The organism is Synechocystis sp. LKSZ1 (assembly GCF_040436315.1).
GTDB lineage: Bacteria > Cyanobacteriota > Cyanobacteriia > Cyanobacteriales > Microcystaceae > Synechocystis.
On sequence record NZ_AP031572.1, the window covers coordinates 770,447 to 783,682 of the forward strand.

A 13,236-nucleotide genomic window follows, 5' to 3' on the forward strand; every position below is an offset into this window, starting at 1 on the left:
ACTAGCCTAGAAACTGCCGCTCCCCTGTTGTTGGTAGAGGTAGTAATAACGGCCCTTTAATGCCATTAATTCTTCATGGCTCCCTTGTTCGACCACTGCTCCTCCGTCCATCATAACGATTACGTTTGCACTGCGAACGGAGCTTAAACGGTGAGTAATAAAAAAGACAGTATGCTCCCGAAAAGCCTCGCCTAAATTGATACATACTTGTTGCTCTGTAATGTAATCCAGAGCACTAGTAGCCTCATCTAATACTAAAATTCGGGGACGCTGGAGTACCGAGCGCGCAATAGCAATTCGTTGACGCTGGCCCCCAGAAAGGGAGGAACCTCGTTCTCCGACGCGGGTGTTGTAACCGTTGGGCAGGCTCATGATGAATTCATGGGCTGCGGCAACCTTCGCGGCATAGATAATTTGTTCTGTGCTCGCATCAGGGTTAGTGAGGGCAATATTGTCCTGTACCGTACCATCAAAGAGTAATGTCTCTTGAGGAACAACACCAATTTGACGTCGTAGAGAATAGAGTTCTACTTTGCCAATGTCGTAGCCATCGACAAGAATACGACCGCTCTCAGGTTCGTAGAGACGAGACAGTAATTTGGTGAGAGTACTTTTGCCGGCTCCACTCTGACCGACCAGGCCCACAAAGGTACCTTCAGGGAAGGACAAGCTAACATTGTTGAGTTGCAGAGGGCCATGGGGCTTAAAGCGAAAGCAAACATTCTCATACTTCACCGAGCCCTTGATTTCGGGCATGGGGATATTAAAGCGGTCTTGCTCCGATTCCTGGGGCGTATCCACAATATCCGCTAAACGTTCCAGGGACAGGGCCGTTTCTTGGAAATTCTGCCAAAGCTGAGTTAGGCGTAGAATGGGGGAGGTTACATAGCCACTAATGATCCGGAAAGCAATCAACTGCCCCAGAGTTAGTTCTCCTTTTAACACCAAGTAGGCTCCGACCCAGAGCACCAACAGACCGGAAAGCTGGTTAAGGAAGTGGCTAGTGGAACTGGCTAGGGTTGAAGTAATCACCGTATTGAAGCCGGCAGTCACGTAATTGGAGTATTTATCCTGCCATTGCCAGCGGGAACGTAATTCAATATTTTGGGCCTTGACCGTTTGAATACCGGACATGACCTCCACCAAGTAGGATTGGGTTTCCGCATTGCGCTCAGCCTTGGTACGGAGTTGTTTGCGAATCAAGGGGGAAAACACCAGGGTCATGACCACAAAAATCGGCACAATCCCCAGGGCCACCGCCGTCAAAATCGGGCTGTAAATAATCATGACGATGATGTAGACCACGGAAAACACCGAATCTAGCACCACCGTCAGGGCCGTCCCTGTCAGGAATTGCCGGATATTTTCTAGCTCATTGACGCGGGTGGAAATTTCTCCAACAGGTCGTTTTTCAAAATAGCGGAGAGGTAAGCGCAGCAGGTGGTCAATAATTTCTGACCCCAGCCTCATGTCAATCCGGTTAGTGGTATCCACAAACAGATAGGTGCGCAGGGTACTGAGAATGGCCTCAAAGAAGGCAATCCCCAGGAGGGCAATGCCCAAAACCTGGAGGGTATCTTGGCTATTTTGGACAATCACCTTATCGATGATGATTTGGATCATCAAGGGATTGGCCAGGCCAAATAGTTGGACAAAGAAGGAGGCCGCAAAGACCACCAGCAAAACGCCTTTATACTTATTGACTGCCGGTATAAACCAACTCAAACCAAAGCGTTCCTGGGGCGTTTCCTTGGATTTTTGCAGGAGGAGCACTTCCCCTTGGCCGCCCCAACTACTAAGAAATTCCTTCGGCTGACGACGGACTAGGCCGAGTTCAGGGACGGCCACAGTGATCTGACGGTCGTTGACCTCGTAGACCACCGCCATACTATCCTGCCAGCGGATAATGCAAGGAACAGGCAACTGAGTAAAGGAAGTACTGGGAATCCGAGCCAACTGACTGGTGAGGCCCATTAACTCCGTGATGGCGCCGGCTACGGGGAGAGAAATGGTTTGATTGCGGCGAATTTCCTCATCCACAATGCGTTGAATGACATCCCGGCGAAAAGGCATCCCAAAATACTGGCTTACCATGTGAAAACAGGCGACCGCACATTCCGCCGGCGTTTTGCCCCGCACCACAGGGAAATTAGTGCGGTCGCTAGTTACCTTGGGAGTAACGGATTTGCCAAGAAGATCAGCCTGGGCGTAGGGAACATCTGCAAAGGGAGATTCTTCGGGGGGAAGTACCGAGACATCGGCTAGGGGAATCGGAGCCGGGGCCTCAATACATTTCGTTGAACGGGGAATCCCGATCAGACGAACGTTCTCTGTTCCTGTTACCTCAACGATGGAGGAATTTTGCGTATCGAGCAAGTCCCCCACTTGAGTTTCCGGCACTTCACCGCTACTGACTAGCCAAAGGGTATGCTCCTCCTGGAGGGGGGGATGACTCGCCAAGCTATGGCGACCGGGAGGCAGGTGATAGACTTGAGTTTGGCCAATGGTATCAAGAGTAAGTTGCCGTAGATCGGCCTCTCCCTGGGCCTGTTTTTGCAGGTAAGTGCCCAGGAGTTCAAACAATTCCACCAGGGAGCAGTGCTCCCGAAAGGCCGAGCTTAATATGGGATATTTTTCTAGCAGGGCCAGAAAGGCCTCAAGGGGTAGACCGACACACACCGATTCCGTAGAGGCAATGGCGGTTTCACAGGGAAGGCCGCGAATTGGATTAATCCAGCCCAATACATCTCCCGGCTGGAGCAGTCTTAGGGTAACGGGCAAATTTGTGCGGGGGTCATAACCCAATAGTCGAGCCTGGCCACTCACAAGAAAATAAACTTGATTAGGGAGCTTGCCTCGCATCAGAATCACTTGTCCCATGCGATAACGCCAGGATTGGAGCTGGTTAGCAATATCGGCGATCGCTTCGGGGGGTAATTGACTGAAAGGGGGAATTTCCTGTAAGAGCGTTTGGTAATCGGTAAGGGTCAGACTCATGGTAATTGGTGTAGCACATCCCCATCCCAGGAGATGAAATTAATCAAGTTTCTTATCTTGGCGGTCAGAGTTTAAGCAAAATTTAAGGGATTAGGCTTCAGCCCCGACGACGACGTTAGGAGCCAATGGTTCCAAATCCCGACTCTGGGGAGGGAAAAATTTCACTTGCTGTTGAATTTGAGCCGCCAACCATTTTTGAAAGAGATCATTGCGTAGCCGTTGCCGTAGGGCATTGTCCAACTGACTGGCCAAATATTTTTCGAGACGGATCAAGACCCACCATTCGCCAATTTGCAGGGGAGGTGCCACTTGGCCGGCCGGTGTGGTTTTGAGAACCTGAACAATCTGGGGGTGGGGAGTATTCAGCTCCACGGGCCCAATCACCCCACCGGTTTGGGCTTCGCCGCCTTCAGAAAATTGTCGGGCCAGATCGGCGAAATCTCCTTCACCTTCCTGAATGCGGAAATAAAGCTCTTGGGCAATCCCTGCTTCCTTCGTCCGAATTAAAGAGTAAATCACGCGGTCTAGTTGGTCTTTACAAGCCAGAAAATGGCCTTCTAACTGGTCATCCCAGGTCTGTTGCTTGTATTTCTCTAACTTCAATTCCCGAATAATCGACTGCTCCAACTGGACTTGGGTCATACCGGCTTGAGTCAACCAAGCCTGGAACTGCTCATCCGTTTTAATTTGAGCCTGTTGACAAAAGGCTTCCAAGGCCTGTTTGTGCTCCTCGGCGGAGCAATCCACCGTGGCGATCGCCTGGTCAATCAGGAGTTCCCTCGCCAGACGAGGCAACAGCTGATATTGCGCTAGTAGGGGATACAGTTCATCCTCGGCAATGAGTTGGTCACCAACTTGCAATACCACTGGCATACGTCAAAACGCTCCTAGCCTAAACATCAGGATTGATAAATAATCGGTCATTGGTTTCCTTGCTCGCAGGAGATGGGTAACCAAATTCACCTATTGTACAGGCTTCTGGAAATTCCCCCACAAGAACGGCCTAATGACCTGGCTTACAGACATTGTAGTCTTCGTGGGAAATGACTTCTTCGGGGGTAACTTGATGGCCTTGATCCCGACAAAGTAAACGATAGTGACGAGTCACTGGGATACTGATAATAAAGCGATCGTGGCGCAGACGTTTACCATGGAACGTCCGATAATCTTGGTGATTGGCCAAGCCAGCGAGAATTTGTCGTGCTTTAAGGACGACATTTTTGGGGAGGTGGCGCAGATCGATGGGATCGGCGGTGAAGGTCAATTGCCAATCTTCCTTTTCTTGCTTGCGTTGTTCCTGCTGTTGCTCTTTTTGAGCACAAAGGTGGCACCTCTGCCCATAGCCTTTATGGCCACAGGGAAAAAGTTTTTTTCGTCTGGACATAGCTCGATAGATAGAAGGTGTGGGAGAAGTTATTTATCAGCAAAGGAGGGTAACCTGAATCCAGACCATTGCTCCTCTCAGGACGCAGGCCACTGACGCCTACCCGTTTCTAGATAAGTTTAAGGTTAGGATACTCTACTAGTAGATCATCTCGGCTAAGGGTATCTCTTTCCGCTTGAGGCGTCCAGAGGACTTCGACCGCCAGTAGTTGCTCTCCTCCAATTCCCCCCAACTTTTGCAAGGCCTGGCGTAGATCACTGGCATCATTGACCGTTGGGAGAGATAGCTTGCCCAGGGTAGCTACAAGAATCGTGACTAGGATGTAGTCGTCATTGACCAGGGGAAGGCCGTCTTCAATTCCATTTCCCGGTAATCGGCTCTGCTCTACCCGACGCAATTGGCTATTGACATTACTGAGGGTTTCCGCCGTAAATTTACTCCGCTCCCGCAAGCTCAATTGGTTAAACTGGGCCTCTGCTAGGGACAAGGGAGCATTTTCGACCTGAGTTGCGCTATAAACCCAGTACTCTGGATGCCTCAACAGGGCCAAACTTGCCTCTTGTAAAAGAGCGATTCTACCAGCAGGAGTACCTGTATCTGCGGTGACTCCCAACTGATCCAGATCCGTTTTTAAGACCTTGGCACTAGCCAGTAGGCCTACCTGCAGTTGAGCAATACTCACCAAGGGATTATCTTCTTCGATGAAATTCCCGTCGGCCCGGTTACTACCACCCCGCATCACATTAATAAATAGATTGGCAATAGCAATCACCACAAGAAGTCCGAGCAGACTGCCAAAGCCACCAAAACCGAAAAAGGGAAGTAGAAAGGGAAAGCCAATGCCCCCGCCGTAACTGCCTCCCGAGCGATAACTCCGACTAGGAGTACTGTAGCTTCGGCTCGGAGCCCGAAAGGAGCCCCCACCAATTCGTCCGCCACTCCTTGCGGCCCAAGCCTCTGCACTATGACCAAAGAGCAAAAATAAGCTTAAGCCTAGGGCTAAAGCTGGCTTCAACAGCGATCTAAAGCGAGGAATAGGAGAGTGGAGCATAACGAAACCTCAAAACCAAAGGCACAGGCGTTGGATTATTTCTAGGTTAACGGATCTTTCCTAGCGTGCCCTAGACAATTTCCGAGTGCTGGTGGCCACAGACTTAGAGCATCTGGTTACAAAAAAACATTGACTTTCGGGGAAGGAATGATATGATTGATAATCGTGAAACAAATGGGTCGATGCCCGAGTGGTTAATGGGGGCGGACTGTAAATCCGCTGGCTATGCCTACGCTGGTTCAAATCCAGCTCGGCCCACCACAATTGCCCTTGTAGCTCAGTGGTAGAGCACACCCTTGGTAAGGGTGAGGTCACGAGTTCAATCCTCGTCAAGGGCTTTATTGATATGCAGTTATTATTTATCGCCTGGAGAAGCACTATTTACAATGTGTAGTGTCGCCAGGCTAACCCGACTTAGTTGTAGCTGCAAAAAATGCAGAGAACCCAGGGACGTCCTGGGCCTGACTACGGGAAAACGAACCAACGGCCTAGCTGCTAGCTGCTCTTAAGCGTAACGAATTCCCGCCGTTTCTAGGCGTTGTAGGGCCTCGCCCAGACGGTCACACTCCGCAATCAAGCTAATGCGGACATAGCCTTCCCCCGCTTCTCCAAAGGCACTACCAGGTGTAAAGACGACCCCGGTATTTTCCAGCACTTGCAGAGCAAAGTCTGCGGAGGTTAGGCCAGGGGGACAGGGAACCCAAAGATACATGGTGGCCTGGGAGGGTTTAATCGGCCATCCCAACTTAGCCAGGCCCGATACCATAAAATCTCGACGTTGTTGGTAGCGCTGTTGGGCCTCCTGGATATAGCTTTCGGGTAGGCCCAGGGCCGTTTCCGCCGCCTTTTGGACGACTTGAAAGATACCGTAGTCAAAATTTGTTTTTAAGGTACGCAGGCCCTGAATAATATCGGAGTTGCCTACGACAAAGCCAACTCGCCACCCCGCCATGGTATAGGTCTTAGATAGAGTATGAAATTCAACTCCCAATTCCTTAGCTCGGGGGATTTCCAACAAACTAGTGGGTTGGTAGCCATCGAAAGCTAGTTCCGCGTAACACAGGTCATGAACTAGCAAAACTTGGTAGTGGTGGGCCCAATTCACAATTTCTTCAAAAAAGGCCCGGGGGGCCGTAGCGGTGGTGGGATTGTTGGGATAGTTAAAGTAAAGAATTTTGGCCCGCTGGGCAACATCCTCTGGAATCCGGCTTAGGTCAATGAGCCAATTTTGTTCAGCGGATAGCAGAAGAGGATAGATCTGGCCCCCAGCGATGGCAGGGCCACGAAAATGAACGGGATAGGAAGGACTGGGCACCAAAACCACATCCCCTGGATTGATGTAGGCTAGGGCCAAATGACCCAGGCCCTCTTTGGAGCCAATGAGGGGCAGGGCCTCACTGTTAGGGTCAAGCTCGACCCCGTAGCGCCGTTGATACCACTGGGTAATACTGTGGCGGAAGCTGGCTGTCCCTTCAAAGGGGGGATAGCCATGGGTTTGGGGAGCCGAAAAGGCCGCCATAGCCGCCTCAATTACCGGGAGGGGGGCCGAACCGTCTGGATTGCCCATCCCCAAATCGATGAGATCTAATCCTTGTTCCCGAGCCTTAGCTTTTAATTCATCGAGGCGAGCAAACACATAGGGAGGCAAAGACTTTAATCGATCCGCAGGGCTTATCCAGGTCAGACTCATCGCAAGTGCAATATCAATAGGTGCAATCGACTATTGTCGCATTTCTCTGGCCTCTCCGAAATAATCACCGAAAATGGGATGCAAAGGTTTTCTGTCGGCTCAGTTGCCACGGGATAGCTTAGATCAATTACTGAGGGAGTATTGGGGACTCTAGTAACCAGCCCCTTGGGGTTTGCGTCAGGCCCACGACGGTGGCAAAGGGAAAGGAGCCTATGGGCGGCTGGCCGAGCAGGGCCGTCAGTGCCCCCTGGAGGGTGATGCTATGGCCCACCCAAAGATGATTACCAGGAAAGTCAGCGAGCAATTGCTGACTGATAGTCGCAACACGGGCTAGGACAGCCGCTAGGGATTCGGGATAGGTAGGAATAAGCCGGGCTTGATAGCGGGTATCTATCTGGGGGTATTGGTGATAGAGGCTTTCCCAGGGTTCCAACTGGGGGGTCGCGGTCATCCAGTCAGGATTTAACCATTCTCCTAAACCTGCTTCGACCTTGAGCTGGAGGCCGAGTCCTTCTCCCAGGGGGGCCGCCGTCTGAATAGCCCGGAGGAAGGGAGAGCAGAAAAGATGATCGATGGGCTGGAGGGCCAGGTTTTGCGCTAGGGACTGGGCCTGGGATTGGCCCTGGATAGACAGGGGCGGATCGTAGCGCCGGGGGGCCGTATTAAACCATTCGGGCTGGGCAAAATCTAAGCGATGACCGTGGCGTACCAACCAGAGGCGGCGCTCCATAGTCAGGGAGTACGAGAAGAAAAGAAGGGGAGGGCACTCACCACTTCAACTTGCTGTTGCATCCGTTGGCCGATGCGGTTACAAACTAGTTCGCAGATGTAGAAAATAGAGGGATCGGCAATGGCGTAATAGGCGCTCACCCCTTGAGTTTGACGAGAGAGAATCCCAGCCTGGGTCAAGACTTTAAGGTGCTTAGAGAGATTGGCCTGACCTAATCCGGTGGCCTCTGTCAGTTCCGTGACATTTTTGGGGCCAGCCCGTAAACTACTCAAAATTTGCAAACGACTCACCTCGGACAAAACCTTGAAATACTCCGCTACCAAGGGAAGAATTTCGGGGACTGATTTCGTCGAGGAAATCTCAGGCATAGGGGGGAAATCACGCAAATAATCGTTCTCATCTTACCATGGCCCGAACTTGTCAGGTCTGAAGCCGAGGGGAGTCAACAGAAGGGTTGCAGGGGCTTCGAAAACAGAGAACCCCTCGCGCGGTAGGGTAAAATTCAAAAAACTTTATGGCGCAAAATAAATGCTCACCGATTGGATTCCCTTTGCAATCCCCATTAGCACGGTCATGATTGCGGGTAGTTGTCTTTGGTCGTTGGGGCTATATTTGGCCCTGGTATCCTGGAAAAATTGGCTCATTGCACAGTTACAACGATGGTTCAATTTTGCGGAGCGTTCCCTCTACACTTCAGAAGCTGAGTTTGAGCGGACGCGCCCGGCTCGGGAAGCCCAAAATCTTTTCTACGCTTCTTTGGTGAGCATTCTTCCCTTTTTGGTCTTCGGCAGTCTGTGCAATTGGGCCGTGGAATGGGGCCTGGGCAGTAGTTGGTCGATCAGCACCGGCCTCTTGGCTAGCATGATTGGGGCGGTCTATGCCCTGGGCCGTCAAAACTCCCATCAGCAAAACTAACATTCAGCAATTAACCATGGTTTGGCTTAGAAAAATTGGCTGTTGGTGGGCCCTTAGCTGTCTGCTCCTTATCACCAGTGCTTGCACCCCAACCCCGGTAACGGATCAAGCCGTTTTTTCGGTGTTGAGTGACCCCAAAACCTTCAATGCAGTGTTATCTGCGGAATCTCCCAATATTTTTGGTCTAACCTACGAGGGGCTGATTACGGAGAATCCCCTAACGGGACAAAAGGAACCGGCCCTGGCTAAGGCCTGGCAAATTTCCGCCGACAATAAAACCATTACCTTTCAACTGCGGGAAGGATTGCAGTGGTCTGATGGTCAGCCCCTGACAGTGGAGGATGTGCTCTTTAGCTACAATGACCTCTACCTCAATCCCAAAATCCCTAACAATTATCGCGATAGTCTCCGCATTGGTCAAAAAGGAGATTTTCCTCTAATTTCTTCCCCCCGACCAGGGGAAATTGAATTTCGCATTAGTGAACCCTTTGCTCCCTTCCTCGACAGTGCAGAAGTGCCAATTTTACCGGCCCATATTCTCCGCCAGACAGTGGAAAGCGTTGATGAGCAAGGCAATCTTAAGTTTTTAACTACCTGGGGAACTGATACGCCGCCCCAGGACATTGTGGTCAATGGCCCTTACCGGGTTAAGGAATACATCACTAGTCAACGCATTGTTTTTGAACGAAATCCCTATTTTTGGAAACGTAATGCCCAGGGCCAGCGTTTGCCTGCCATCTCCCGTGTGATCTGGGCCATTGTGGAATCAACGGATACGGCCCTCCTGCAATTTCGGTCGGGTAGCTTAGATGCGATTAGTGTCACCCCTGAATATTTTTCCTTGCTCAAAAAGGAAGAAGAACGGGGCAATTTTACCCTTTATAATGGCGGCCCTGCCTACGGCAGTACCTTTCTCTTTTTCAATTTGAATCAGGGCCAACGGAACGGCCAACCCCTCGTCGATCCGATCAAATCACGTTGGTTTAACGACGAGAACTTCCGCCAGGCTATCGCCTACGGCATCGACCGCCAACGGATGATTAACAATATTTTCCGGGGTCTAGGAGCCGCCCAAAATGCTTTAATTTCCATGCAATCGCCCTACTATAATCGTTCTCTCGCGGGCTATAACTATGACCCCCAACGGGCCAGGGCCTTACTACAAGCGGCTGGCTTTACCTACGATGCCCAGGGCCAGTTACTCGATGCGGATAATCATCCGGTTCGTTTTGTCCTTCATACCAATGCCGGCAATAAAATCCGGGAGGCCATGGGGGCCCAAATTCAAGAAGACCTGGGCAAATTGGGAATCCAGGTGGATTTTAGCCCCATGAGTTTTAGTGTTTTGGTAGATAAGTTAAGCAATAGCCTCACCTGGGATGCGGTTTTGTTAGGGCTGACTGGCGGCAATGATCCCCATATCCCCAACGTTTGGTACACTGACGGCAATTTGCACATGTTTAACCAAAAACCCCAACCTGGTAGTGCCCCCATTGACGGCTGGGTGATTGCCCCCTGGGAACAAAAACTGGCGGATCTGGCCCTTAAAGGTTCCCAGGTACTCGATTTCGACCAGCGCCGGGCTATTTACGCTGAGCAACAACAAGTGGCCCTGACCTATTTACCTTTTATTTATTTGGTTAATCCCTATTCTCTGGCCGCGGTGCGTAATCGCTTCTGTAGCATTCAATATTCGGCCCTGGGAGGGGCTTTCTGGAATTTAGACGAGATTACCCTTTGTCCGGCCCTCGGAGAAATATCCCGCAGAAATTATCACTAGTTTAATGGGGTCTTGACATCAAAATTTTCGTATTGAGATCAGTTTATTGGTTTGTATGAGTAAAAAAATTGACTATATCCTAGAAGTTCTCAAAGTCATTCGAGATGAATATTTATCTAACGATATGCAATCTATTGAGAATATAAGAATTAATGCAACGACAATCGTTGCACAAAAATATGGGCTTTGGCGTACAACGATTCTTGACAAGTATCAGCGTGGGTTAAGACCAGAGACATACGGAACAGAATCATTCGATAATTTAGTCAAAGACTGGCTTATTGATAGAACCCCGCTGTTGCAAGAAATTTTACTTAAGCATTCTACAGATGAAGCAGATAAACGTAAAGTTGCCAGATTTTTTCACGAACCAAATCTCACATCTTTCGATAAAGTAGATGATACTAATAATAGAAGTCTGTATGAAAAAATACGGGATCTTATAGAACTTATTGAAAACACAGAAGATAATGAAAATAATAGCTTTGATCCATCGAGCATAAAAGATGAGCGCACAAAAACAGCAGTAATGCTAGTCCAAAGACGAGGCCAGAAAAAATTCAGAGAAGAATTAATTAGTTTATATGATGGAAAGTGCGCAATTAGTGGAACAAATACAATTGAGGTATTGGAAGCATCTCATATAGTACCATACTTTGGCGATGAAACAAATCATCCTACGAATGGTATCTTATTAAGATCAGATATTCATAATTTGTTCGACTTTGGTTTAATTGCTATTAATGAGACTACATATTCAATAATGATTAGCGAAATGCTTCGTGGATCATATTATCAACAGTATGATGGTCGGCAGTTGTACCTTCCAAAAACTGCAGGTTTTAGACCAAGCCGAAAGGCTTTACAGCGTCATCGTGAAACCTCGCAATTTATTCTCGACAATCGCTATCATGCCTAACTATAGAGCTGTGATTGGAGAATCTTTAGACTTATCTTAAGTAAATTATAGAAATGATCACGCTTCTGTTTTTCTGTAGGTCTTTACGTTACTCAATGCTAGCGGGGGGATTAAAATAACGACCTCCGAGTTTGCGATGCAATTACCGCCTAACTCACTCGGTAATGTATCATCACTTAGGCTATTGAAACCCCCCTGACTTTTTCCAAGACTGGGGGATTGATTAAGCTGAGCATTTTTAGCTAATCCCGGCCCAGTAGAACCAGGCCAGGATAGTGAAGATTACTTCAGTTGAATCATTTTGGGCTGGTCAAGTAGGTGAACGGTATCCACAAAGCGGGCCGTTTTCGACTGGGTAGAAATGACCAAGCTTTGGGTACGGGCGCCACCGTGGAAGAAACGAACGCCTTCCATTAGGGTGCCGGGAGTAATACCACAGGCGGCAAAGAGAACCGTTTCGCCACTGGCCAATTCGTGGGTGTCGTAGACGCGGTCACCATCGGTGATGCCCATGGAACGGAGTCTTTCCAGGTTGCCTTCGCGGCTTTCTCCAATCAGGCCGGTTTTAACTACTTCGGGATCGTAGATGAGCTGTCCTTGGAAGTGGCCCCCTAGACAACGCATCGCTGCTGCCGAGATAACCCCTTCAGGGGCGGCCCCAATGCCCATTAAGGCATGGATGTTGGTTCCAGAAAAAGCACAGGAAATTGCGGCAGAGACGTCCCCATCGCTAATCAAGCGGACACGGGCTCCCGCTTGACGAATTTCTTGAATTAGTTCCTTGTGGCGGGGCCGGTCCATCACCACCACCACTAATTCCTCCACACTGCGATTGAGACAATCGGAAAGAATTTTTAGGTTTTCCGTTGCCGACTTATTGATATCCACATGGCCCTTAGCAACCGGGGGGGCCGCTAATTTTTTCATGTAGAAGTCGGGGGCCGCAAATAGGCCACCCTTCTCAGAAATGGCTAGAACGGCCATGGAGCCATTTTGGCCATAGGCTACGAGGTTAGTGCCTTCGCACGGGTCAACGGCGATATCAATTTCCACTAGCTCGTCGGGATTGCAGTACGCCTTAGCATCTTCTCGGGTGCAGATACCAACTTCTTCTCCGATGTAGAGCATGGGAGCTTCGTCCCGTTCCCCTTCCCCAATCACAATGCGACCCCGCATGTGAATTTTATTCATCCGCTCCCGCATCGCTTCTACAGCGACTTGGTCAGCGGTATTTTTTTCACCTTTCCCCATCCACTTGGCCGAGGCGATCGCCGCTTGCTCGACGACTTCAATGATTTCTAAACCGAGGGTACTTTCCACGCGATGATTCCTCCCAACTGCTAATAAATCTAAGTTGCCTTAGCGTAGTCTGATTTTGTTATCAGTCAAAGTCTATCAGAGTGGGGGATCACCGTAAAATCAGTCAGCAATGAAAAATCGTCGGTTAATGGGAACCAGGGATTGGGGTCTTGGGTTTACGGGGGCCGTCCTGGGGATAGCAGGCCTCTCCTGCATCAAACAATGCCTGGAGCTTTTCAACGTTATCGGGAGGAACAAAAACGTGGCCCTGCGCACGTAGTAGTATTTGATGCCCATAAAACGTCCGGTAATATTATGGGGAAAACCTCAGAGAGAAGGCTGGAGCAAAATAACCTTATCTTCATGGCTCCTTGTAACACATACTTTTTTACTTATTCTAAAATAGTACTCCAAGAAAAGGAAATCCCCCACCGTTTAGGCAGGGGATCTTGAGTCATCACTTATCTAGCA

At 49.6% G+C, this 13,236-nt stretch carries 11 protein-coding genes and 2 tRNA genes; 5 read left to right on the forward strand and 8 right to left on the reverse strand.

Annotated features, from left to right (window positions below; all coding sequences use genetic code 11):
- Positions 1-6: 6 nt before the first annotated feature.
- The 4 genes from ABXS88_RS03745 to ABXS88_RS03760 form a co-directional block, all read right to left on the reverse strand.
- Positions 7-2,997: a peptidase domain-containing ABC transporter gene (locus tag ABXS88_RS03745; protein ID WP_353673852.1), complete on the reverse strand. Its 2,991-nt coding sequence runs from the start codon at positions 2,995-2,997 to the stop codon at positions 7-9.
- A gap of 90 nt (positions 2,998-3,087) precedes the next feature.
- Entirely contained in the window at positions 3,088-3,870 is a 783-nt protein-coding gene (locus ABXS88_RS03750) for a peptidylprolyl isomerase (protein WP_353673853.1), read from the reverse strand.
- Positions 3,871-4,000: 130 nt separating this feature from the next.
- A complete protein-coding gene (locus ABXS88_RS03755; protein WP_353673854.1) occupies positions 4,001-4,381 on the reverse strand; it encodes a hypothetical protein in 381 nt (126 codons plus the stop codon).
- Between the two features lie 109 nt (positions 4,382-4,490).
- Positions 4,491-5,432 carry a DUF1517 domain-containing protein gene (locus ABXS88_RS03760; RefSeq protein ID WP_353673855.1) on the reverse strand — a complete coding sequence of 314 codons (942 nt, stop codon included), beginning with the start codon at positions 5,430-5,432 and terminating at the stop codon, positions 4,491-4,493.
- A 176-nt stretch (positions 5,433-5,608) separates the two neighbouring features.
- Between ABXS88_RS03760 and ABXS88_RS03765 the strand changes: the two genes are divergently transcribed.
- Positions 5,609-5,693, forward strand: a tRNA-Tyr gene (locus ABXS88_RS03765).
- Positions 5,694-5,698: 5 nt separating this feature from the next.
- Positions 5,699-5,770, forward strand: a tRNA-Thr gene (locus ABXS88_RS03770).
- A 167-nt stretch (positions 5,771-5,937) separates the two neighbouring features.
- On the opposite strand, the gene ABXS88_RS03775 is transcribed toward ABXS88_RS03770, so the two are convergent.
- The 3 genes from ABXS88_RS03775 to ABXS88_RS03785 form a co-directional block, all read right to left on the reverse strand.
- Positions 5,938-7,122, reverse strand: a complete 1,185-nt coding sequence (locus ABXS88_RS03775; RefSeq protein WP_353673856.1) for an aspartate aminotransferase — start codon at positions 7,120-7,122, stop codon at positions 5,938-5,940.
- Positions 7,123-7,249: 127 nt separating this feature from the next.
- The gene (locus ABXS88_RS03780) at positions 7,250-7,852 is read right to left on the reverse strand and encodes a histidine phosphatase family protein (protein WP_353673857.1); all 603 of its coding nucleotides are present in this window, start codon (positions 7,850-7,852) and stop codon (positions 7,250-7,252) included.
- A 2-nt stretch (positions 7,853-7,854) separates the two neighbouring features.
- Entirely contained in the window at positions 7,855-8,220 is a 366-nt protein-coding gene (locus ABXS88_RS03785; RefSeq protein ID WP_353673858.1) for a metalloregulator ArsR/SmtB family transcription factor, read from the reverse strand.
- Positions 8,221-8,380: 160 nt separating this feature from the next.
- Between ABXS88_RS03785 and ABXS88_RS03790 the strand changes: the two genes are divergently transcribed.
- From ABXS88_RS03790 to ABXS88_RS03800, 3 genes are read left to right on the forward strand one after another with little or no spacing between them, the layout of a single operon-like run.
- Complete coding sequence (locus ABXS88_RS03790) at positions 8,381-8,767, forward strand: hypothetical protein (RefSeq protein WP_353673859.1); 387 nt, start codon at positions 8,381-8,383, stop codon at positions 8,765-8,767.
- A gap of 16 nt (positions 8,768-8,783) precedes the next feature.
- On the forward strand, positions 8,784-10,547 hold the full coding sequence (locus ABXS88_RS03795; RefSeq protein ID WP_353673860.1) for an ABC transporter substrate-binding protein: 1,764 nt from the start codon (positions 8,784-8,786) through the stop codon (positions 10,545-10,547).
- Between the two features lie 55 nt (positions 10,548-10,602).
- Complete coding sequence (locus tag ABXS88_RS03800; RefSeq protein ID WP_353673861.1) at positions 10,603-11,466, forward strand: HNH endonuclease; 864 nt, start codon at positions 10,603-10,605, stop codon at positions 11,464-11,466.
- A gap of 282 nt (positions 11,467-11,748) precedes the next feature.
- Here the strand turns inward: ABXS88_RS03800 and glpX are convergent, their stop codons facing one another.
- Positions 11,749-12,786 (reverse strand): class II fructose-bisphosphatase, encoded by a 1,038-nt coding sequence (glpX, locus tag ABXS88_RS03805; RefSeq protein WP_353673862.1) that lies wholly within the window; start codon positions 12,784-12,786, stop codon positions 11,749-11,751.
- Positions 12,787-13,236 lie beyond the last annotated feature (450 nt).